Origin of the sequence: Providencia rettgeri (assembly GCF_013702265.1) — a bacterium.
GTDB classification, from domain to species: Bacteria; Pseudomonadota; Gammaproteobacteria; order Enterobacterales; family Enterobacteriaceae; genus Providencia; species Providencia zhijiangensis.
The window spans coordinates 1212792-1234525 of sequence record NZ_CP059348.1 but is presented as its reverse complement, the minus strand read 5'-3'; the positions used below and the strand labels follow the sequence as shown (position 1 = coordinate 1234525).

Genomic DNA, 21734 nt, shown 5'->3' with positions numbered 1-21734 from the left:
GCGATACAAAATAAATAGCTGGAAACTGTGATAAATGTCAACGAAAGAAACCTAATATTGACTAAATTAGTAGCTATTCCCGAAAACTTATTTTATGATTAAAAATAAGTTTTTTATATGATTTGCTGTATATACTCCAAGTACCTCAGTCATAAGAAAATGTTGAAAATGTTCAACACAATTGAGATTTGGGGTCCTACAAGTATAAATTTAAAGAAACACTAGAGGTAAAAGTACATGAGGCTTATCCCATTAAATAATGCTCATGATGTTGGCGTATGGTCCGCACAGTACATCGCTGATAAAATCAACGCATTTAATCCGACAGCTGAACGCCCTTTCGTTCTAGGCTTACCGACTGGCGGAACACCGCTTGCCACCTACAAAGAATTAATTGCCTTATATAAAGCAGGTAAAGTCAGCTTTAAACATGTCGTGACATTTAATATGGATGAATACATTGGTATTCCAAAAGATCATCCACAAAGTTACCACACGTTTATGCACCAAAACTTTTTCAATCACATTGATATCCAAGCTGAAAACATCAATTTACTCAATGGTAATGCCCCTGATGTCGACGCGGAATGTCAACGTTATGAAGACAAAATCAAATCCTACGGCCAAATCAATCTATTTATGGGTGGCGTAGGTAATGATGGTCATATCGCGTTTAATGAGCCAGGTTCTTCTTTAAGTTCGAGAACACGTATCAAAACGCTGACACCAGAAACTCGCCAAGCTAACTCCCGTTTCTTTGATAACGATATCAATCAAGTTCCTAAATATGCATTAACTGTGGGTGTTGCTACTTTATTAGATGCGAAAGAACTGATGGTGTTAGCGACGGGTGCAAACAAAGCGGATGCCGTTCATGCTGCGGTAGAAGGTTCTGTTAACCACTTATGGACAATCAGCTGTGTGCAGCTACATCCTAAAGCATTGATTGTCTGTGATGAGCCAGCAACATTAGAATTGAAAGTCAAAACGCTCAAATATTTCAAACAATTAGAATGTTCGAATATCGAGCAGTTTGATTAATTTATACTCAGTCCTATTTTAGCCTCTCTAAAAGAGCCTAAAATAGATAGAGTATCGAACACCCGACCCGCCATACTGATGCGGGTCGGTGACCCATTTTACTCGCGGTCAGGAGTTTTACGCTATGTACGCATTAACTAATTGCATTATTTTTACAGGTCACGAAAGACTGGATAACCACGCAGTCATTATTGATGGCGAAATCATCAAAGCGGTGTGCCCAGAATCCGAACTCGCTCACGATATCGAACGTAGAGATTTAAAAGGTGCCATTCTATCGGCTGGCTTTATTGATCTCCAAGTGAATGGCTGTGGCGGCGTGCAATTCAATGACAACGAAGAAAACGTCACATTGAAAAACCTCGAAATCATGCAAAAAGCCAATGAGCGTGCGGGGTGTACTAGCTTTCTACCAACACTGATTACCTGTTCAGATGAATTAATGAAGCATGGCGTTGATGTCATGACTGAATATCTGAAACGCAATAAAAATCAAGCGCTTGGTTTACATATTGAAGGCCCTTACATTAATTTGATTAAAAAAGGAACTCATAACCCAGAATTTATCCGTAAGCCATCAGTCGAGATGATGGATTACTTAGCAGCACATGCTGATGCGATTAGCATGATCACGCTTGCACCTGAAATTGTTGAGCAACGTTTTATCCAGCAGCTCACCGAAGCGGGTATTGTGGTCTCAGCGGGTCACTCCAATGCAACCTATGAAGAAGCGCGTCAAGGCTTCCGCTCGGGTATTCGTGCATCGACCCACCTATTCAACGCAATGCCATATATTTCTGGTCGCGGCCCTGGTCTGGTTGGCGCCATTTACGATACTCCTGAAGTCTATGCAGGCATTATCGCGGACGGTCTACATGTTCAATGGGCCAATATCCGTAATAGTAAACAGCTCAAAGGGGATAAACTGGTTTTAGTCACCGATGCGACAGCACCAGCGGGAATTGATCCCCAAACAGGTGAAATGGATCATTTTATCTTCGCAGGTAAAACCATATACTATCGCAATGGATTATGTGTCGATGAAAATGGCACACTGAGCGGCTCTTCCCTGACCATGATTAATGCGGTGAAAAACAGTGTTGAACATGTTGGCATTCCTCTTGATGAAACATTAAGAATGGCCACCCTTTACCCAGCAAGAGCCATTGGGGTAGAGGCAACATTAGGTTCCATCGAAGCCGGCAAAACGGCTAACTTGACTGCCTTTAACCAAGACTTCCAAGTCCTTTCAACTTATGTAAACGGAGAGGAAGTCTATAAAAATGAGTAACTAGCTGATGAATCAAAGCCACTCGCTAAAGCAAATTGGTAATATTGATCTCGTAAAACAACTCAACAGTGCTGTCGTTTACAGCCTGATTGATCAACAAGGACCGATATCGAGAATTCAGATAGCGGAACAGAGCCAACTTGCGCCAGCGAGTGTCACAAAAATCACTCGTCAGTTACTCGAACGCGGTTTAATTAAAGAAGTAGACCAGCAGGCCTCCACCGGAGGCCGTCGCGCTATATCCATCGTCTCCGAATACAAACATTTCCATACCATCGGTGTGCGCTTGGGCCGTTACGATGCCACAATCGCCCTGTATGACCTTAGCGGTAAAATGCTGGCAGACGGCCACTACCCTATTACAGAACCTACTCAGCAAATCGTTGAACAGAAACTGATTGCAGCACTTGAAGATTTTATCTCGCTGCACCAGCGACGTATCCGTGAATTGATTGCTATTTCGGTGATATTGCCAGGGTTGGTCAATCCGCACTCTGGAATTGTCCACTATATGCCACATATTAAAGTGGATAATTGGCAGTTGATTGATAACCTACAGCAGCATTTCAATCTCACCTGTTATGTTGGGCACGATATTCGCAGCCTCGCCCTCGCTGAGAGCTATTTCGGAGCCACCCAAGATTGTGAGGACTCGCTTCTTGTACGCATCCACAGAGGCGCTGGAGCGGGTTTAGTCGTTAATAAAGAGATCCTTCTTAATCATCGAGGTAATCTTGGGGAGATTGGGCATATCCAAGTTGACCCACTAGGTGAGCTTTGCCATTGCGGTAATTTTGGTTGTTTAGAAACCATCGCCTCCAACCAAGCCATTGAAGCTCGCGTGAAGCAGCGTTTAGAACAGGGCTATACGAGCCAATTAACCCCTGAAACCAGTTCAATTACCCATATTTGCCAAGCCGCAAACAAAGGCGACCCGCTGGCAACCGAGGTTATCCAACACGTCGGACGCCAAATTGGTAAAGCTATCGCCATTACCATTAACTTGTTTAATCCTGAAAAAGTGGTGATCGCCGGAGACATTACTGAAGCTGAGCAGGTTCTATTACCTGCCATTCAAAGCTGCATTGATACCCAAGCGTTAAAAGGTTTCCGTGAAAACTTACCGATTGTCACCTCGCAACTGGTTCATAATTCAGCAATTGGTGCATTTGCACTGACAAAACGCGCCATGTTAAACGGCGAATTGCTCCAAAGATTATTAGAAAGTTAACTTTGCGCTCTTTCTTATCGGTAAACAGCAAAATAGCGCAATAAATCCCAGTGTGATTTTTAACCATCTTAATAATAACAAATCACATTTTTTCAAATTCGGGGTTGTTTTTTGCTGGCTTTATCGACAAAATGATTATTCATCAAACAAACAGACGCATTTTCTAAAAAATAGTGCAAAAAGCTGTTGACTGTCTTGCCTGTAATTAGCATAATGCGCCCCGCAACGCCGATGAAGGTTAAGCAAAAAAAGATGGCTATGTAGCTCAGCTGGTTAGAGCACAACACTCATAATGTTGGGGTCACAGGTTCGAATCCCGTCATAGCCACCATTTCTTTGCGGGAGTGGCGAAATTGGTAGACGCACCAGATTTAGGTTCTGGCGCCGCAAGGTGTGCAAGTTCAAGTCTTGTCTCCCGCACCATTTTCCTTCTCGGTTAAAATTGAATTTAAGATTGGGGTATCGCCAAGCGGTAAGGCACCAGGTTTTGATCCTGGCATTCCCAGGTTCGAATCCTGGTACCCCAGCCATCTTAAAAACAATTAATTTTCTTAGTGAAAATAAATAATAGATATTCTCGGATGGGGTATCGCCAAGCGGTAAGGCACCAGGTTTTGATCCTGGCATCCCCAGGTTCGAATCCTGGTACCCCAGCCATCTATTATCCTACCAAGTAGTAAAATCACACAGTAAAGAAAATACAATGGCTATGTAGCTCAGTTGGTTAGAGCACAACACTCATAATGTTGGGGTCACAGGTTCGAATCCCGTCGTAGCTACCATTTCTTTCTTGTTGTTGGGGTATCGCCAAGCGGTAAGGCACCAGGTTTTGATCCTGGCATCCCCAGGTTCGAATCCTGGTACCCCAGCCATCCTCTTTTGTATTCTTCATCAAAAAACACTCTCAAAACAATTTAAAAAATTAAGTAAATAAACTTAATGCGTTATTTATTTAATGCTTTTTAAAACTATCATCCTGCCTTTAAATTTTCTTTTAACCTTTTAAAAAACATTTAACACATCCCATTTACCTTTACGCAACCTTTGTATCGGAAGTGTGATGTCAGTCATTTTCATGTAACCAAATAAAGTGGTAATCTTGCGACGAATTGTAGTTAGATTAGATTAGTAATACGTAAGCCCCCTTTCGTCTTAAATTATCAGTCCAACTTTCCAATCCATCTCAACTCAGTTGTAAAAAAACCAATAATTATAATTGCTCTAACACAATATTTTTACAGAGAAAACTTATGCGAAACATAATAAAACAACCACTATATAAAATTTTATATGTGCAGGTCATTGTCGCCATCACTCTCGGTATTGCCCTTGGGCATTTTTTCCCAGACATCGGAGAGTCATTAAAACCGTTGGGTGATGCGTTTATTAAAATCGTGAAAATGATTATTGCTCCCGTCATTTTCTTAACGGTTGTGACTGGTATTTCAGGCATGACCAACATGAGAGCCGTCGGTAGCGTTGCTGGTAAAGCAATGCTGTACTTCATCACATTCTCAACTATCGCCCTGATTATTGGTTTAATCGTCGCTAACGTCATCCAACCTGGTTCTGGACTGAATATCGACCCTGCAACCTTAGATAATGCGAAAGTTGCTGGTTATGTCGAAAAAGCGCACGAGTCTTCCATCGTTGGCTTCTTCATGAATATCATTCCTGACACCGTGATTAGCCCATTGGTGAACGGAAATATTCTGCAGGTTCTGTTTATTTCGGTGATTTTTGGTTTAGCATTGGCGGCAACCGGTAAACACGGTGAGCCTATCGTTAAACTGCTGCAAAACTTCTCTGAACCAGTATTCAAAATGGTTGCTATGTTGATGAAACTGGCACCTATCGGCGCATTTGGTGCGATGGCATTTACCATTGGTAAATACGGTATTTCGTCTATTGGCAACTTAATGATGCTGATCATGACGTTCTACATCACCTCGCTGCTGTTCATTTTGGTGGTGCTGGGCGCGGTGGCAAAATATAACGGCTTCTCGATTATTGAACTGATCAAATACATCAAAGATGAATTATGGTTAGTGCTGGGTACCTCTTCTTCTGAAGCTGCATTACCAAGCTTAATGAGAAAAATGGAGCATGCGGGTTGTGAAAAATCCGTTGTAGGTTTGGTTATTCCAACCGGTTATTCATTTAACCTCGACGGCACCAATATCTATATGACGATGGCAGCACTGTTTATTGCTCAAGCGACCAATATTGAATTAACACTTTGGGAGCAAATTTCCCTGCTGTTAGTTGCGATGATCAGCTCTAAAGGTGCGGCGGGGGTAACTGGTGCAGGCTTCATTACCTTAGCGGCAACGCTGATGGTGGTGCCAAGCATTCCAGTTGCAGGTATGGCACTGATTCTGGGTATCGACCGCTTTATGTCTGAGTGCCGTGCGCTGACCAACTTAGTCGGTAACGCTTGTGCATGTATCGTGGTTGCGCGTTGGGAAAAAGAGTTGGATACCGAAAAACTGGCTCATGCATTCTCATCCAAAGGTGAATCTTTAGATTCAATCATCACGGAAGAAGATGCAGTACAACCAACGACTTCTGTCGATATCGCAAATAATAAATAATTGATTACCCCTATAATGAAAATAAGCCGCAATTGCGGCTTATTTTTTATCCAATAAATTAAAGCTCAGTCACGACTTCATTCAATGGACGACGCACTTTTGGTAATGCAGAATTAAAATCGTCTTCGGTTTTATAGCCCAACGCAACTACGGTCACCGCATTTAGCCCTTTCTCATTCAAACCAAACTCATCATTAAGAATTGAAAAATCGAGACCTTCCATCGGCAGGGCATCAACCCCTAAAACCGCCGCACCTAATAATAAAGCTCCCATATTCAAGTAAACTTGTTTTTCTATCCAATGCGGCAAATCCTTCAATTCATTCTTATGTAAATTCACAAAAAATGAACGAGCCATATGATTCTGCTCTTTAAATTCGCTTTTCAGATATCGCCCTTCTTCATCTTCGAGATCTAAAAGATGCAGTAAATAATCCTCAGGCAACTCTGTTTTTCCACACATCACAATTACATGAGATGCATTGCGAATTTTTTCCTCATTGAATGAGTACCCGCCTGCCGTCGCATTGATGATTTTTTGTTTTGCTTCAGGGCTACTTACCATCAAGAAATGCCAAGGTTGCACGTTGACACTCGAAGGGCTTAATTGGAGCAACGCTTTTATCTCAGTCAGAGTTTTATCAGAAATCGTTTTATTCGGGTCAAAGCTTTTCGTTGCATAACGGGTATTTAAAACATTAATTAAGTTCATTGGATCCTCTAAGTTAAATAAACTGTATTGAATTTTGAACATCCTAATGTTAAAAGTACAAACAGACAAGTACGCACATTAATGGCATATACTATACAAATGGATACTATCAAAAAAAGACGCTACACAAACTACACCTACGATGGATGCCCTGTAGAAGCCTCATTAGAGCTAATGGGAGGAAAAGGGAAAGGCGTGATCCTGTATCATTTACAGGGAAAAACGCTGCGATTTAATGAAATAAAAAGGAAATTAGTTTTCATTACACCGCGCATGCTGACCAAGCAATTACGAGAACTCGAAAGTGACGGGCTAATTACTCGTCATGTCTATCCCGAAGTGCCGCCCAAAGTTGAGTACTCAATGACCCCTGCGGGTGAATCTTTAAGTGCGGTGATTAATGCACTGCAAGAGTGGGGAGAAAAATATGGGATCCCGCTATTAAATATGCAAGAGCAAGATGTAAATACAGAAGAGTAATTATGAAGAAGTTACCCAGAAACTTATCTGGGTAACAAATAACAATAAATAGGTTCAATACCATCAATGGGTTAGATTACAGCCCCAGCGCATATTTTAACGCTAATTTTTTCGCCTCGCCCGCACGTTGCGCGGTCATCAAGCCAAAGTTTCTCAGCATTTTCAAGCCCGGTAAATTCTCGCTGAAAGCCATATAGAAAATATCCATCCCCGCCTGCATCACTAGATTGTCGGGTAAACGGCGTCGCTGATAGCGCTTAAGCACATCCAAAGACTCCCATGCCTCAACACACTCACGCGCTTGGTAAATGACCTTCAATAACACATCCACATCACGATAACCGAGGTTTACCCCCTGACCTGCTAACGGGTTGATAGTATGTGCCGCATCACCAATCAGCGCTAATCCATCCATCACATAGCGGCTTGCATGGTGACGAGTTAACGGAAATGCACCCGATGCGATAGCTTTTACTGCACCAAGCCGTTCAGGAAACGCTTCCGAGATAGCGCCTGTGAGCTGCTCCATAGACATACTTTGCAAACGGCGAATTTTGGCAGGACTGTCATACCAAACGAGGGACGCCCAGTTATCATACAGCGGTAAAAATGCCCTTGGGCCTGATGGGAAAAACTGTTGCCATGTACGGTCTTGTTGCGGCGTATCCGTTTGGATAGTGATCAACATGCAAGATTGACGATATTGCCAGCCTCGGCTACCAATACCTGCCATTTTACGCACTTGAGAATTAGCGCCATCCGCGCCAACCACCAGTTTGGTTTCCAGAATACGCCCATCTTCCAACTCAACCATCCAGTGTTTTTGCCCATGGGGTTGATGTAAATTCACCAACGTCGCTGGGCAAACTAATTCTAGATTGCTGTACTGTTCGCATTCGCGCCACAATGCCAACTGTAAAACGCGGTTTTCCACCATAAAGCCAAGCTCAGGCAAGCCTAAACTTTTGGCATCAAAAATCACATTGCTGCCCGGCTCTTCCCAGGTTTCTAATTCGCGATAAGGCGCACTGCGCATCGCTTCTACATGTTTCCATGCCCCTAATTGCTTCAGCAATTCAATAGAAGCACTGCTGATGGCAGAGATACGCACATCTGGCGTACTGCTCACATCAAACTCGGTCGGCTGGGCTTTCTCAAGTAAAGCCACTTTCATCCCTTCTTGGGCGAAGCCTAATGCCGCTGCGGCGCCGGTCATTCCCGCACCAACCACAACAACATCATAAAATTCAGTTAGTTTATTCATCATGATAGCTACTATTAACTGTTTGATTTATTTAGTATACCGAAAAATTCTTACCCCCGCAGGCAATATCTACGCTCGGGCTCTGGTCACTGATGCCTCAAATGAATACAATACTCGTCAATCTTTAAAACAATAGGCAAATAGCCTGCCCTTAAGTATTTGGTGATGATATTATTTTAGCATGTTATTACTGGGTAATTTTTGCATTTAATCCAATACAGAACGCTGTTCTTAATCAAAATGCGGTGAATTTCCCCATCATCATAGGGTAGGACTTTGGATTTACAACGCGTTTCGAAGTCCCTATTTTAGACCTCGAAAACACCGGATACACGACATGTCGACAAATAAAAAGTTATATATGAAAACTTGGGGCTGCCAGATGAACGAATACGATTCATCTAAAATGGTCTCTTTATTAGAAAGCACCCACGGCTATCAACTGACTGAAATTGCTGAAGAAGCAGATCTGTTGTTATTAAACACTTGTTCGATCCGCGAAAAAGCCCAAGAAAAGGTGTTCCACCAGCTTGGTCGTTGGAAATTCTTCAAAGACAAAAATCCTGACATCATCATTGGTGTCGGTGGCTGCGTCGCATCCCAAGAAGGTGATTTTATTCGCCAGCGCGCACCTTGCGTTGATATCGTTTTCGGTCCGCAAACTCTGCACCGTTTACCGGAAATGATTAACCAGATTCAAGGTAACCGCAGCCCAATTATTGATATCAGCTTTCCTGAAATTGAAAAATTCGACCGCCTACCAGAGCCTCGCGCTGAAGGCCCAACCGCGTTCGTTTCTATCATGGAAGGCTGCAACAAATACTGTACGTTCTGCGTTGTGCCATACACACGCGGCGAAGAAGTTAGCCGCCCTTGTGACGACATCCTGTTTGAAATTGCACAGTTAGCGGCGCAAGGCGTGCGTGAAGTGAATTTACTGGGTCAAAACGTTAACGCCTACCGTGGCGAGACGTTCGACGGTGAAATCTGCTCATTTGCCGAATTATTACGTTTAGTGGCCTCTATCGACGGTATTGACCGCGTACGCTTCACCACTAGCCACCCAATCGAATTTACCGATGACATCATCGAAGTGTATCGCGATACCCCAGAGCTAGTAAGTTTCTTACACTTACCAGTGCAAAGTGGCTCTGACCGCGTACTCACCATGATGAAGCGTGCGCATACTGCATTGGAATATAAGGCGATTATCCGTAAATTACGTGAAGCGCGCCCAGGTATTCTGATCAGCTCCGACTTTATTGTTGGCTTCCCTGGCGAAACCACCGATGATTTCGAAAAAACCATGAAGCTAATTGCTGACGTGAATTTTGATATGAGCTACAGCTTCGTCTACTCAGCTCGTCCGGGTACACCAGCCGCTGATTTACCGGATGATGTTAGCGAAGACGAGAAAAAACAGCGTCTGTATCTGCTGCAACAGCGCATTAATCAGCAAGCAATGAGCTTCAGCCGTGCCATGCTGGGAACAGTGCAACGTATTTTAGTGGAAGGCACTTCACGTAAAAATGTGATGGAGCTTTCAGGTCGTACCGAAAATAACCGTGTAGTGAACTTTGAGGGCACTCCGGACATGATCGGTAAATTTGTTGATGTCGAAATCGTCGATGTTTATACCAACTCTTTACGCGGTAAAGTAATTCGTACTGAAGATCAAATGGATCTGCGTGTTCATGAATCCCCAGAATCCGTGATTGCACGTACCCGTAAAGAAGATGAACTTGGCGTTGGTAACTTCCAACCCTAAAGATAGGATACTCAGTGACCGATAACAAACCTTTGCAAATCGCAACACAAGAGATTTTTTTAGAGCCCGCAGATAATCAGCGTTTAATGAGCCTTTGCGGGCCATTTGACGACAATATTAAGCAATTAGAGCGTCGTCTTGGCATTGAAATTAATCGCCGAGACAACCGTTTTAAGCTTTCGGGTAAAGCACTTAATATCCAAGCTGCCAGTAAGATTTTACGCCAGCTGTACGTTGATACCGCGCCAATCCGCGGAGTGATCCCTGATATTGATCCTGAAAATATTCACCTTGCCATTGTCGATAGCCGAGTGCTTGAGCAATCCGCAGAAAGCGTACCTGACTATGGTAAAGCCGTGAATATCAAAACCAAGCGCGGCGTGATCAAACCTCGTACCCCAAATCAAGCGCAGTACATTGCCAATATCTTAGATCACGATATTACATTTGGGATTGGTCCTGCGGGAACGGGTAAAACTTACCTTGCTGTTGCAGCAGCCGTCGATGCATTAGAACGCCAAGAAGTACGCAGAATTCTGCTCACCCGCCCAGCGGTTGAAGCCGGCGAAAAATTGGGTTTCTTGCCGGGTGATTTAAGCCAGAAAGTGGATCCTTATTTACGCCCGCTATACGACGCGCTGTTTGAAATGCTCGGTTTTGAAAAAGTTGAAAAATTGATTGAACGTAATGTGATTGAAGTGGCTCCGCTGGCTTACATGCGCGGTCGCACACTGAACGATGCGTTTATCATTTTAGATGAGAGCCAAAACACCACCATCGAACAGATGAAAATGTTTTTAACCCGTATTGGTTTTAACTCTAAAGCTGTCGTCACTGGGGATATCACTCAGGTCGACTTGCCAAGAGGCAGCAAATCCGGTTTAAGACACGCCATCGAAGTGTTATCGAACGTGGATGACTTAAGCTTTAATTTCTTCCATAGCGAAGACGTGGTGCGTCACCCTGTAGTGGCGAAAGTTGTCATGGCTTATGAAGCATGGGAAGAGCAAGACAGCAAACGTCGCCAGCAATTGAAAGAAGAAAAAGAGCAACAACGTGAGCTTGAAAAGCAGGAAAATCACTAAATGAGCGATGTTATTCTCGATTTACAAATAGCGAGCGAAAATACCGACGGCTTACCCTCTGAAGCGATGTTCCAGCGCTGGGTCAATGCGGTATTACCCAAGTTTCAAGCTGAAAGTGAAGTCACTATTCGTATTGTTGACGAAGCCGAAAGCCATGAATTAAATCTGACTTATCGTGGAAAAGATAAGCCGACTAACGTGCTGTCATTTCCATTTGAAGCACCACCTGAAGTGGAACTTCCACTGTTAGGGGATTTAATTATTTGCCGTCAAGTGGTGGAGCAAGAAGCCGCCGAGCAGCAAAAAAGTGAAGAAGAACATTGGGCGCACATGGTGGTTCACGGTTGCCTGCATTTACTTGGTTATGATCATATTGAAGATGATGAAGCTGAAGAAATGGAAGGATTAGAAACCGAGATCCTCGCAGAAATGGGTTATGCCGATCCGTACCTTGCGGAAAAAGAGTGAGCTCTCTATAATTTTTAACGTTAACAAGCATTTTTAGACGTAAAACGATGTCTGTAAACGTAAAGAATATGCTTCAACGCTAACCCATAAATTGTTTCGCTAAACAAAATGTTTTAAGCTAAACAATTCATACCTAACTCTATGGGTTAGCGATTTTTCTAATTAACTGAGGAATAATAAATTAAACGCCATGAGCGACGATAACTCTTCGAGTAGTGACACCCCTGGGCCTAAGAAAGGTTTTTTTGCATTGTTAAACCAACTTTTCCATGGTGAACCTAAAAACCGTGATGATTTGGTCGAATTAATTCGTGATTCTGAACAAAACGATTTAATTGACCCGGATACCCGTGAAATGCTGGAAGGCGTCATGGATATTGCCGATCAGCGGGTACGTGACATCATGATCCCTCGCTCTCAAATTGTTACCTTAAAACGTAACCAAAGCCTTGATGAGTGCCTCGATGTCATCATCGATTCTGCCCACTCTCGCTTCCCTGTTATCAGCGAAGATAAAGATCATATTGAAGGGCTATTGATGGCAAAAGATTTACTGCCATTTATGCGTACCGACGCAGAACCATTCAGTATTGATAAAGTGTTACGTCAGGCCGTTGTTGTTCCTGAAAGTAAACGAGTAGACCGCTTACTCAAAGAATTCCGTTCCCAGCGTTACCACATGGCCATCGTTATTGATGAGTTCGGCGGTGTCTCTGGTTTAGTGACTATTGAAGATATTTTAGAGCTGATCGTCGGTGAGATTGAAGACGAGTATGACGACCAAGATGATGTGGATATCCGCCAGCTGAGCCGTCATTCGTACTCTGTTCGCGCCTTGACTCAAATCGAAGACTTTAATGACGCCTTTGGCACGCATTTTAGTGATGATGAGGTAGATACCGTTGGGGGCTTAGTGATGCAAGCCTTTGGTCACTTACCATCCCGTGGTGAAACCATTACCATCGATAACTATCAGTTTAAAGTTTCCATGGCGGATAGCCGTCGAATTTTACTGCTTCAAGTAAAAATTCCTGACGATGCCCCAGTGCCTACTTTGGATGAAGAACAGAGTTAATGAACTTATCCTCTACTTATCAAAGCCAGTGGCTACGCCTGCTGCTGGCTTTACTATTCGGAGCCAGTGGTACACTGGCTTTTTCGCCTTTTGACTTCTGGCCCGCCGCTCTCCTTTCTATTTTCTTTCTCCAGCTATTAACCCTACACAGAACCGCCAAGCAAGCTTTTGCTATCGCGTTCGCGTGGGGATTTGGCTTATTTGGCAGCGGCGTCAACTGGGTGTATGTCAGTATCGCCGATTTTGGCGGGATGCCGGATGCCGTTAACGTATTTATCGTTATCTTGCTGGCTGCCTATCTGTCGCTGTACCCCGGCCTATTTGGTCTGCTGCTCAATAAACTCACCCCCAATGCCAATGTTTGGCGCCTAGTGTTGATGGCACCCGCGCTATGGCAAGTAACTGAGTTTCTGCGGGGTTGGGTACTGACTGGCTTCCCATGGCTGCAGTTTGGTTATACCCAGATTGATGGGCCGATGAAATCATTAGCGCCAATTTTTGGTGTTGAGATGATAACCCTGCTGCTATTTAGCATCAGCGGCTTACTCGTCCTGACCGTCATTCGTCGCCGTTTTATCCCTCTGGTTTGTGCGGCGGCGCTGTTGCTGGTTCCACTGTTAGCTAAAAACGTCCAGTGGTTCACGCCTCTGAATGATAAAACCATGGAAGTGGCATTGGTACAGGGAAATATCCCTCAATCGATGAAATGGGAAGCAGGCTTTTTGCAGCAAACCAAAGATCGCTATATCAAGCTTTCCAGCCCTTATATTGGCAAAGCCGATATGATTATTTGGCCTGAATCAGCCATTCCCGTGGTAGAATTGGAAAATCAGCCGTGGCTCAAAGCGCTGGACACATTACTGAATGAAACTAAGACGCGGTTAATTACAGGTACTGTCGATGCAAAACCGGTCAATGGCGATTCGGTATTCTATAACTCCATCATTGTTCTGGGTGATAGAAAACCGTATCTCTACCCAACTAAGAATCGCTATAACAAACATCACTTAGTCCCATTCGGTGAGTTCGTCCCATTGGAAGATTTACTTCGTCCGCTTGCGCCATTCTTTAATTTACCAATGTCGGGCTTTAGCCGTGGAGATTATCAACAGCCTCAATTAGCGATTGGTAATATTCATCTAACAGCAACCATTTGCTATGAAATTATTCTGGGTACTCAAGTTAGAGATAACTTCAAACCTGACAGTGACTACTTACTGACAATTTCAAATGATGCTTGGTTTGGTGAATCGATTGGTCCTTGGCAGCATTTCCAAATGGCAAGAATGCGCTCATTAGAACTCGGTCGCCCACTGTTACGTGCCACCAACAATGGCGTAACGGCGGTCATCAGTGCGGATGGTTCCATTCAAGGTATTCTGCCACAGTTCCAAGATGCGGTACTGGCTGAAAAAGTCACACCAACAACGGGATTAACCCCTTATGCTCGTTGGAGTAACTGGCCGATGTGGGGTATGGTCGCTATATTCGGTATTGTCGGATTTACCCTTAATCGTCGTCAAAAACGCCATTAATTAATGCGTTAAACCGATTAAAAATCCCCGACATCTCGATTGATGATTCGGGGATTTTTTTAATCTAACCAATTAATAACCCCTGTGTTTCTGCTATCCCAATTGAGGCAATACAACCTGCGTTGAAATTCAAATAATCATCTTCAATACCATCGGAAAAAATTACGCCATTTTCAGGCATTAAAGACTCTAATTGTAATGGCGAGGTTTGCTCAATGGTACCAAACACTAATTCCGTTCCTGTCATTCGGCTGCGAAAAGGTTCCCTTACGCTGAACTGTAACCGTTTTTCATCCCAACCAAATCCCTGCGATAACGGATGAGAGTGAGTCCCTGCTATCGCCTGAGCCCCAGCAATAATAGATTGAAACCATCCCGTCGACCCCAACCCTGTCGAGACAATAATCCCTGATGACGATTGAAATTCTTGCTGTCCTTGCCATTTCACTCTATAGCGTGCGGATGTATGGCTTTTAGGGCCTATAAATAGGTCGTTAACGGCTAATAGCGTTTGCCCATCGTTGGTTGTAGCTTGCGCAAAAGTAACGGATTTTTGATTCACTTTTCCAGTTAGTGTACGCGTCACCACATCCGATAGCTGCCCAATTTCAAAGGGCAGTAATTTACCATCCCAGCGTGTCGGTTCCGGGTTTATGGCAATCACAGGCTGCCCATTAAGGTATTTTAGGGTATTTGCCACTAAACCATCTTGCCCTATGACCACCACGATATCTCGTGCTGAAAACTGGTAGCTAGGTAACAGTTTTCTTTCCAGTAATTGAAAGCGCCCTATCCCTTTTAGCACCGACTCGGCTTGGATTAACTGCCGCTGATACACATCATGTTCAAGTAGGTAATCACTCACTTCAACATCATTATGTTCAAGGTAAAATTTTGCTTGCGACCAGGTATTGAAACGCTCAATTAACTCCTGCATGCGCGTTTTACGCATCACCAACACAAAGCGAACATCATCATGCTGGCTCATTGTTTGGCTCCTTTTTTCATCAATTGACCAAATAAATCTGGCGAGAAGTTAATTTCACCAATTTTACCTGCGTTTTGAGCCAAGGATTCAAACGCCATCGCCATCAACTGCTCTGGGTTCATTTTCGCCAATGCCATCGCCTTCAAATTCTCCACTGGCAATTGGCTATACGCTTTCATTTTAGCTTCGATGGCATAAGCATCCGCTTCTGATTGAGTACGTTGGTTTTCAACACTTAGCGCCACCAGCTCGTTGCGTTTAGCTTCCAAGTTAACCTGAGCGATCAACTCTTCTTGTTCAATTTCAGCACGTTCACGCAGCAATGTGCGCTCATTATCCAACCGAGCTTCTTCGATTTGCTGCTGTTTGGCTTGTACTGATAAATCCGTTTCTAATTCAGCCTCTTTAATGGTTCTTTCCTGCTCAACGGAGAATTTGCGTCTCGCATAAATCGCATCATCAGCTTCTTTCAAAATCGATTCCCGAGCTTGAGCCTCCAATGCTTTTAGCGTTTCAGGGGATGGTGTAATAGCGGAGATCGCCACATCCAAAATTTCTATACCTAACGATTCAAGAGCAGGATGCTCAGACAGTTGCTGAGAAACCAACATCACCAATGGTTGCCCCATGAGTAATGCATCTCGCAAATTGGTACTTTGCGTTTTTGCTTGGATGACAGTTTGCGCACTACGAACCACCCTATCACTCAGCTTTAACGGGTCTTCTGACGCATAAGATTTACCATCTTGAGCAAGGTTAAAATTCAAGACATCCGCTGTTTTTTCTGGGTATTTCACTTGAAATGAAATTTGCCCTTGAATACGTAAGCTTTGGAAATCCGCCGTCTGTAGATTAAAAATAAATGGCGCTTCTTGAGCGTTCAAAGGTAATGCCGCAATGGACGTTTTATCTGCGTTATACCAAAAACTTAATCCTTTACCTTGCTTACGTACTGCACCATTAATGGATTGAATAATGAATGTCGATGAATCTGATTTGAAATATTTAAAATTTAACATGGTCTACCCCACTTAGTGTCTTTGTGAAATCAATTAGTGTCTTTATGACCTTAAATAATTATTGTCCTATAGACACAAACAAGTCAACAATTAAATGTCTTAATGACACTAAATAAATTTTCGCGTATGATTTAACGCAAGACTAAAAACGGGGGAAAGGATCTTAATCACATGACAGAAAAAGAGTTTTTATCTAATTATGATCGACGAGATTATTTAACTCCTTTGCTCACGGTGGATACCGTATTATTCACTTATCATGAAAACACCTTAAAAGTGCTGCTCGTGGAGCGCGCTAATTACCCGCAGAAAGGTCAATGGGGGTTACCAGGTGGGTTCGTTGATGAAAATTGTGATGCTACGTTAGACGATACGGTATATCGCAAATTAAAAGAGAAAACGGGGGTTGTTCCTCCTTATATCGAGCAGTTATGTACCGTAGGAAATTCAGATCGAGATCCTCGAGGCTGGTCCGTAACAGTCTGCTATACCGCACTTATTGCTCACCAAGCCTGCGAAGCGCACATTGAAAGTGTTCATTCCGTTAAATGGGCCTCCATTGAAGAAATTGAAGGCATGACACTGGCTTTCGATCACTACCAGCTTTATTTACAAGCCCGTGAACGCTTACGCCAGAAATCCCTTTATTCCATTGTGCCGGGATTTGCGCTACCGGAAGTATTCACCTTAGCCGAGCTACAACATGTTCATGAGGTTTTAATCGGCAAAGCCATACAGAATAAATCTTTCCGCCGCCGTTTAGACCAAGCTGATTTACTGATTGATACAGGGGAAAAACGCCAAGAACGCGGGCGCCCAGCCAATCTTTATCGCTTAAAATCACAATCGGCTGACTATCGGTTTATTCGTAATCTCGAATTTTGATGAGAGAGTTTAAGATTAGAGTTTGATAAGAAAAATGCCCTTGATGCTGATACCAAGGGCATTTAATTAAAACGAAGCGAGCCATAAACGGCTTTTCAGCCCCAGATAACTCGTCCAGCCAGAAGTAAAACTCACCATTTCACCTTTATTGATAATCATAAAGGTCGGTGTTGCTGCCACGCCAACCTGTGCAGCCAACTGACCGTTGGTATCATTCACGACAGGAAAATTTAATTCCTTTTTTTCCATTCCGGCTAAAAGTCGAGAAGATTCCCCCGAACGCAGCGCTATCGTCACCACCGGAACCCCTGATTTTGCTAAATCAGAAACGGTTGGTGATGTGAATCGGCAAACACCGCACCATGTTGCCCAGAAATAGACTAATACTGGCTGTTTTTGGCTGAGTTCAGCAATAGAAACCACCTCACCCGTTGCAAGGGTGAGAGGTTCTAATAACACGGGGGCAAGGCTTTGCGGTTTACGCCAAAAGTCCATCACCGTAAAAGCGATCACCAAAATCACCGCTAATACGAGAAGCTCTTTCGACCACTTTTTGAGTCTCCCCATCACGCCATTATTTCGCTTTGCTGAGCTGTTCTTTCACGATGCGTTCAAATTCTTGTGCATCTACAGCGCCTGGGATCATTTCATCACCCACTAACGTCGCAGGCGTACCATTCACGCCCAGCATATTAGCCAGCTCAAGGTTTTTACGGATAGCCGCACGGCTCTTATCACTCGCTTTTAACTTACCATTGCCGGTTGCTTGCAGCGCTTCTTTGATATTTGAATCAGATAACATACCCTGTTTCGCCATCAGTTTTTGGTGCAGCGCTAAGAACGCTTTTGGATTTTCTTGCCATAAAGTCATCGCTAATTGCGAAGATTCCAGCGAGGTTTCCCCTTTAAATGGCAGGTACTTGATGACAACTGCAACATCCGGGTTTTTCTTCACAATATCTTCTAACAGTGGGTCAAAACGTTTGCAGTATGGGCAGTTAAAGTCAGTAAAGTTTACCAAGACTAATTTTGCGTCTTTCGAACCAATGCGTGGGCTAGTCGGGTCATTAAACAGGGCATCATGCTGATCTTTTAATACCTGTTTCATTTGCGCTTGCTGTTTTTCGCCTTGCTTCGCTTGTAAAGCCACAATCGCTTCTTCAAGGATCTCTGGATTCTCAACTAATGTATCGCGTACCAGCTTACGAACTTGTGCTTCTTGGTCGGCAGTCAGTGGCGCTGCATGTGCTGTGGCCCCTAATACTAGTGAGGAAAATAAAACAGCTAATATCGTCTTTTTCATTTTTCGGCTCCTTTGGCCTCAGTCATAATTGATAATAAAGTTTCACGATCAAGTATTGTTGACAGTATTTTCCCCTCTGTCAGATTAGGGCCATAAATCTGGTTAAATGGCACTGCTACTTGTCCTCGACGTTGCAAAAATGCCGAGATTTCCGGTGAAGGTTTTGTCCAATCACCCCGTAGCGCGACGACATCCGGCTCACTCAGTAAGTGCTGAATTTCGTCATTAAGTAGGACGTTATATTTATTCGCCTTACACGTCACACACCAGTCTGCGGTCACATCAATAAACACACGTTTATTATCTGCCAGCGCTTGTGTGATTGCGTCTTCAGACAGTGTTTGCCATTGAACCTTATCGGAAGCTAGCGTTTGGTGACCTTGCTGTTGGTCTATCGCCATCCAAGCAAACCCAGCCCCCAGTGCCGAGAATAATAGGAATGGGAAAATTGCCGCGCGTATTCCTCGATTCTTAAGAATAAATAACACTAAGATTAATAAAAACAGTACGGCGATAACGGTCGCGGTCATTGCACCAAAATGGGGAATTAATAAGCTGATTAGCCATAAACAAGAAACCAACATCATTAAGCCCAGTACAGCGCGCAATTTCAGCATCCATGTTCCCGGCTTTGGTAACGCTTTCGCAATCACAGGGAATGCCGCAATCAGAAGCCATGGGAGGCTCATCCCGATACCTAATGCAGTGAAAATCAACCACAATTGCGACATCGGCGCAGCCAATGCGAAGGCGACAGCCGTGCCCAAAAAGGGTGCAGAACAAGGTGTAGCTAAGAGTGTCGCGAAGACCCCTTGCCAGAAAGGCCCACTATTACCCTGTCCACCAGCAGTGGCTAAGCGTGTATTTGCTTTGCTGCCTAGGTTAATTTCAAACAACCCAAATAAATTCGCGGTAAACAGCGCCGTAATTAGCACCATAAAGCCAATAAACCACGGGCTTTGGAACTGAATTCCCCAACCAACAACCTGCTGACCCCATCGCAAGAATGTCATCAACAAGGCTAATAACCAGAATGAGACCAAGATCCCCGATGAAGAGAGCAAGAATTGCCGACGAATGGTATTTTGTTCACCTTGAGGAACCAATAAGACAGAGCCGAGTTTCATCGCCAGTACAGGCAAGACACACGGCATTAAGTTCAGGATCAGACCGCCAAGTAGCGCAAATAGAACTATCTGCCATAAACCCAGCGCGTGCCCACTGTCATCCCCAGATGCAGAACCGGTATAAGGCACGACATTGCCATGAATTTGCTGAGATAACTCACCGTCCGCTACGACAAATGAAACCGTTTTACCCACAAGATTAGGCGCTTCGCCGCCCCAGTCATCGCTAACATCAATGGTGGCGGTTAATTTGTTGCCAGAATATTTTAGGGATGGAACCCCAAGGCTCGCGCCATCCACAACATCGGTAAACAGATGTGGGTCAATCCACGTATTATCGGCGGCTTTTTGTAACTCTACCGTCAATTTATTGCCAGCAAAGCCAAATTGCGCCTGTTCAACAAGCCCACTAGCTGCAGGCACGCTGCCTTTTGCTTGATTAAATGCCCAGCTAAAATCCGCAGGAGCCGGTTCAGTGAGATCTAATTCAAAAGGATAGTCAGTTAAAATACAAACATTGCTGCACGTAGATAATGTCAGTGTGCCTGATAATTTATCAAGATGCTCACTGCTGGTGACTGTAATAGGGAAAACCACGTCTCCCATATAACCTTGTGTCGACACGCCAGCGACATCAAAACGCCCCGGTGTGGGCCATAGCCACTCCACGGTTTTGACGGGTGACGACCAGCTTATTTCTGGAGCAACGCCCCCTTCTCCCGGTGAGCGCCAATAAGTCTTCCAGCCATCATCGAGTTTTACATCCAGTAAAATATCGACCTTGCCCTCTTTTTGTGCAGAGCTCAGCAAGCGAACCTGCACATGGCTCGGTGTGTTTGCGGTCATAAAACCCGTGTTTGCAGGTTGCAACCAGCCTGTATCCGCAGCCTGTAAGCTGCTAGAAAATACAGTGAATAAAACAATTAACGCATTAATAAAAAAACGCATGATCCCTCCAGAATAAATAACAGCGACGAACAATAAGCCGCGGCTTTCTAATCCCGAAGATTACAGAATTGTAGATGACGCCGAACGCCAGGTGGGGAATGGCTCTCTTCACGGTTTGCTCTATATATAAATAGCCTAGTGCAAAAGATAGCGAATGCCGCTAAAGAAAGAAATATAAAAAAGAGAGGCTCTATCACAGCAGGAACAAGAGTAAGGAGTGATTTGGAACTTAATTCACACGTTGAAAGTTTAACGGGCTTGCTATTTTGTTCATTTATATCAGAAAGATAATGCTCTGAGGAAAGCTGGATTTGATTCGCTACCGCAGAAGCTTGTGTCGAAGTAGATGTCAACATTGAGGCGAATAGACGCTCCCCGACGGCTCTTTGATTCATACAAATCAACACCATCAGACAGGCAAACAGCACTAATCCTTTACCTAGCTTCATCGACCTCGTCATGTCTGTCTCAGATTATCTTCCTGAATTCACAATAATTAGCTAATTAAGTTAATAACAGGTTACATCTTACACAGGCAAATAAGCAACACAAGCACCATCATCTAACTTTACAAACAGTTCTCATCTATAAAATTCACTATTTTTTGCATTTTATCCGAAAAGCGGCACAGAACTTGCTACTTACTTAATAAATAGCAAAACGAAACTATTTTGCACACTTTCGGTGCACGATAGTCGAGTTTCGGCAGTTTGTCTCTTTATTGGTGTCGCAGTTCACAGCTGCCTAAATAATATGCGAGACAGCTCCCGAATTTAAAACAATTTGTTTTCAAAACACATATTTTTTAATTACTTTTTAACAATAATAAAACATACAGCCGATGATCGTGTCATGATGAAAACCTCACGAAACATCTGCAAACACAACACCACAAAACCAAAATAAATCGAGCAATGTAT

The 21734-nt window shown here is 43.7% G+C and carries 19 protein-coding genes and 6 tRNA genes; 17 read left to right on the top strand and 8 right to left on the bottom strand.

The annotated features are described in order from the left end of the window. Window positions 1-237: 237 nt before the first annotated feature. The 10 genes from nagB to H0913_RS05535 all read left to right on the top strand — a co-directional run bounded on the left by nagB (window position 238) and on the right by H0913_RS05535 (window position 6157). A complete protein-coding gene (gene nagB, locus H0913_RS05580; protein WP_108479370.1) occupies window positions 238-1041 on the top strand; it encodes a glucosamine-6-phosphate deaminase in 804 nt (267 codons plus the stop codon). A gap of 124 nt (window positions 1042-1165) precedes the next feature. Then, the gene (nagA, locus tag H0913_RS05575) at window positions 1166-2332 is read left to right on the top strand and encodes an N-acetylglucosamine-6-phosphate deacetylase (protein WP_181478117.1); all 1167 of its coding nucleotides are present in this window, start codon (window positions 1166-1168) and stop codon (window positions 2330-2332) included. A gap of 7 nt (window positions 2333-2339) precedes the next feature. Then, window positions 2340-3563, top strand: coding sequence for a DNA-binding transcriptional regulator NagC (nagC, locus tag H0913_RS05570; protein WP_154628697.1), 1224 nt, complete (start codon window positions 2340-2342; stop codon window positions 3561-3563). Window positions 3564-3817: 254 nt separating this feature from the next. Further along, a tRNA-Met gene (locus tag H0913_RS05565) sits at window positions 3818-3894 on the top strand. A gap of 7 nt (window positions 3895-3901) precedes the next feature. Continuing rightward, a tRNA-Leu gene (locus H0913_RS05560) sits at window positions 3902-3986 on the top strand. A 32-nt stretch (window positions 3987-4018) separates the two neighbouring features. Beyond that, a tRNA-Gln gene (locus tag H0913_RS05555) sits at window positions 4019-4093 on the top strand. 52 nt (window positions 4094-4145) lie between these two features. Then, window positions 4146-4220 (top strand) — tRNA-Gln (locus H0913_RS05550). A gap of 48 nt (window positions 4221-4268) precedes the next feature. After that, window positions 4269-4345 (top strand) — tRNA-Met (locus tag H0913_RS05545). Between the two features lie 15 nt (window positions 4346-4360). Then, window positions 4361-4435, top strand: a tRNA-Gln gene (locus H0913_RS05540). Window positions 4436-4813: 378 nt separating this feature from the next. Then, a complete protein-coding gene (locus H0913_RS05535) occupies window positions 4814-6157 on the top strand; it encodes a dicarboxylate/amino acid:cation symporter (RefSeq protein WP_154604628.1) in 1344 nt (447 codons plus the stop codon). A gap of 58 nt (window positions 6158-6215) precedes the next feature. Here the strand turns inward: H0913_RS05535 and nfsB are convergent, their stop codons facing one another. Then, window positions 6216-6869, bottom strand: a complete 654-nt coding sequence (gene nfsB, locus H0913_RS05530) for an oxygen-insensitive NAD(P)H nitroreductase (protein ID WP_181478116.1) — start codon at window positions 6867-6869, stop codon at window positions 6216-6218. Window positions 6870-6968: 99 nt separating this feature from the next. On the opposite strand from nfsB, the gene H0913_RS05525 reads away from it, so the two are divergent. After that, complete coding sequence (locus H0913_RS05525; RefSeq protein WP_181478115.1) at window positions 6969-7349, top strand: winged helix-turn-helix transcriptional regulator; 381 nt, start codon at window positions 6969-6971, stop codon at window positions 7347-7349. Window positions 7350-7425: 76 nt separating this feature from the next. On the opposite strand, the gene ubiF is transcribed toward H0913_RS05525, so the two are convergent. Further along, complete coding sequence (ubiF, locus tag H0913_RS05520) at window positions 7426-8613, bottom strand: 3-demethoxyubiquinol 3-hydroxylase (protein ID WP_154638186.1); 1188 nt, start codon at window positions 8611-8613, stop codon at window positions 7426-7428. Between the two features lie 337 nt (window positions 8614-8950). Between ubiF and miaB the strand changes: the two genes are divergently transcribed. The 5 genes from miaB (at window position 8951) to lnt (ending at window position 14544) form a co-directional block, all read left to right on the top strand. Then, on the top strand, window positions 8951-10381 hold the full coding sequence (gene miaB / locus H0913_RS05515) for a tRNA (N6-isopentenyl adenosine(37)-C2)-methylthiotransferase MiaB (RefSeq protein ID WP_036947639.1): 1431 nt from the start codon (window positions 8951-8953) through the stop codon (window positions 10379-10381). A gap of 86 nt (window positions 10382-10467) precedes the next feature. Continuing rightward, entirely contained in the window at window positions 10468-11466 is a 999-nt protein-coding gene (locus H0913_RS05510) for a PhoH family protein (protein WP_225577265.1), read from the top strand. Continuing rightward, window positions 11467-11934: an rRNA maturation RNase YbeY gene (ybeY, locus tag H0913_RS05505; protein ID WP_132494232.1), complete on the top strand. Its 468-nt coding sequence runs from the start codon at window positions 11467-11469 to the stop codon at window positions 11932-11934. A 190-nt stretch (window positions 11935-12124) separates the two neighbouring features. Beyond that, entirely contained in the window at window positions 12125-13009 is an 885-nt protein-coding gene (corC, locus tag H0913_RS05500; RefSeq protein WP_036947644.1) for a CNNM family magnesium/cobalt transport protein CorC, read from the top strand. Then, window positions 13009-14544 (top strand): apolipoprotein N-acyltransferase, encoded by a 1536-nt coding sequence (lnt, locus tag H0913_RS05495; RefSeq protein WP_154604624.1) that lies wholly within the window; start codon window positions 13009-13011, stop codon window positions 14542-14544. Before corC ends, lnt begins: the two co-directional genes overlap by 1 nt. Before the next feature lie 64 nt (window positions 14545-14608). Here lnt and H0913_RS05490 read toward each other — a convergent pair whose 3' ends face one another. Together H0913_RS05490 and H0913_RS05485 are read right to left on the bottom strand one after the other, a co-directional pair. Continuing rightward, the gene (locus H0913_RS05490) at window positions 14609-15532 is read right to left on the bottom strand and encodes a sugar kinase (RefSeq protein WP_154638171.1); all 924 of its coding nucleotides are present in this window, start codon (window positions 15530-15532) and stop codon (window positions 14609-14611) included. Beyond that, window positions 15529-16551, bottom strand: coding sequence for an SPFH domain-containing protein (locus tag H0913_RS05485; protein WP_154638172.1), 1023 nt, complete (start codon window positions 16549-16551; stop codon window positions 15529-15531). Before H0913_RS05485 ends, H0913_RS05490 begins: the two co-directional genes overlap by 4 nt. 171 nt (window positions 16552-16722) lie before the next feature. On the opposite strand from H0913_RS05485, the gene H0913_RS05480 reads away from it, so the two are divergent. After that, window positions 16723-17436, top strand: coding sequence for an NUDIX domain-containing protein (locus H0913_RS05480; protein ID WP_154604621.1), 714 nt, complete (start codon window positions 16723-16725; stop codon window positions 17434-17436). 66 nt (window positions 17437-17502) lie between these two features. Here the strand turns inward: H0913_RS05480 and H0913_RS05475 are convergent, their stop codons facing one another. Genes H0913_RS05475 through H0913_RS18970 form a run of 4 tightly spaced genes read right to left on the bottom strand, consistent with a single transcriptional unit; the run spans window position 17503 to window position 21275 of the window. Further along, entirely contained in the window at window positions 17503-18003 is a 501-nt protein-coding gene (locus tag H0913_RS05475) for a protein disulfide oxidoreductase (RefSeq protein ID WP_181478114.1), read from the bottom strand. Window positions 18004-18010: 7 nt separating this feature from the next. Further along, window positions 18011-18739: a DsbA family protein gene (locus H0913_RS05470; RefSeq protein WP_154604619.1), complete on the bottom strand. Its 729-nt coding sequence runs from the start codon at window positions 18737-18739 to the stop codon at window positions 18011-18013. Then, window positions 18736-20814, bottom strand: a complete 2079-nt coding sequence (locus H0913_RS05465; protein WP_181478113.1) for a protein-disulfide reductase DsbD family protein — start codon at window positions 20812-20814, stop codon at window positions 18736-18738. Before H0913_RS05465 ends, H0913_RS05470 begins: the two co-directional genes overlap by 4 nt. Window positions 20815-20861: 47 nt before the next feature. After that, the gene (locus H0913_RS18970) at window positions 20862-21275 is read right to left on the bottom strand and encodes a metal resistance protein (RefSeq protein ID WP_420720238.1); all 414 of its coding nucleotides are present in this window, start codon (window positions 21273-21275) and stop codon (window positions 20862-20864) included. Window positions 21276-21734: the final 459 nt, after the last annotated feature.

Bases quoted from the DNA above. Each gene is read 5' to 3' on its own strand.
- nagB (WP_108479370.1), top strand. From the start codon at position 238: ATGAGGCTTATCCCATTAAATAATGCTCATGATGTTGGCGTATGGTCC.
- nagA (WP_181478117.1), top strand. From the start codon at position 1,166: ATGTACGCATTAACTAATTGCATTATTTTTACAGGTCACGAAAGACTG.
- nagC (WP_154628697.1), top strand. From the start codon at position 2,340: ATGAATCAAAGCCACTCGCTAAAGCAAATTGGTAATATTGATCTCGTA.
- H0913_RS05535 (WP_154604628.1), top strand. From the start codon at position 4,814: ATGCGAAACATAATAAAACAACCACTATATAAAATTTTATATGTGCAG.
- nfsB (WP_181478116.1), bottom strand. From the start codon at position 6,869: ATGAACTTAATTAATGTTTTAAATACCCGTTATGCAACGAAAAGCTTT.
- H0913_RS05525 (WP_181478115.1), top strand. From the start codon at position 6,969: ATGGATACTATCAAAAAAAGACGCTACACAAACTACACCTACGATGGA.
- ubiF (WP_154638186.1), bottom strand. From the start codon at position 8,613: ATGAATAAACTAACTGAATTTTATGATGTTGTTGTGGTTGGTGCGGGA.
- miaB (WP_036947639.1), top strand. From the start codon at position 8,951: ATGTCGACAAATAAAAAGTTATATATGAAAACTTGGGGCTGCCAGATG.
- H0913_RS05510 (WP_225577265.1), top strand. From the start codon at position 10,468: ATGAGCCTTTGCGGGCCATTTGACGACAATATTAAGCAATTAGAGCGT.
- ybeY (WP_132494232.1), top strand. From the start codon at position 11,467: ATGAGCGATGTTATTCTCGATTTACAAATAGCGAGCGAAAATACCGAC.
- corC (WP_036947644.1), top strand. From the start codon at position 12,125: ATGAGCGACGATAACTCTTCGAGTAGTGACACCCCTGGGCCTAAGAAA.
- lnt (WP_154604624.1), top strand. From the start codon at position 13,009: ATGAACTTATCCTCTACTTATCAAAGCCAGTGGCTACGCCTGCTGCTG.
- H0913_RS05490 (WP_154638171.1), bottom strand. From the start codon at position 15,532: ATGAGCCAGCATGATGATGTTCGCTTTGTGTTGGTGATGCGTAAAACG.
- H0913_RS05485 (WP_154638172.1), bottom strand. From the start codon at position 16,551: ATGTTAAATTTTAAATATTTCAAATCAGATTCATCGACATTCATTATT.
- H0913_RS05480 (WP_154604621.1), top strand. From the start codon at position 16,723: ATGACAGAAAAAGAGTTTTTATCTAATTATGATCGACGAGATTATTTA.
- H0913_RS05475 (WP_181478114.1), bottom strand. From the start codon at position 18,003: ATGGGGAGACTCAAAAAGTGGTCGAAAGAGCTTCTCGTATTAGCGGTG.
- H0913_RS05470 (WP_154604619.1), bottom strand. From the start codon at position 18,739: ATGAAAAAGACGATATTAGCTGTTTTATTTTCCTCACTAGTATTAGGG.
- H0913_RS05465 (WP_181478113.1), bottom strand. From the start codon at position 20,814: ATGCGTTTTTTTATTAATGCGTTAATTGTTTTATTCACTGTATTTTCT.
- H0913_RS18970 (WP_420720238.1), bottom strand. From the start codon at position 21,275: ATGACGAGGTCGATGAAGCTAGGTAAAGGATTAGTGCTGTTTGCCTGT.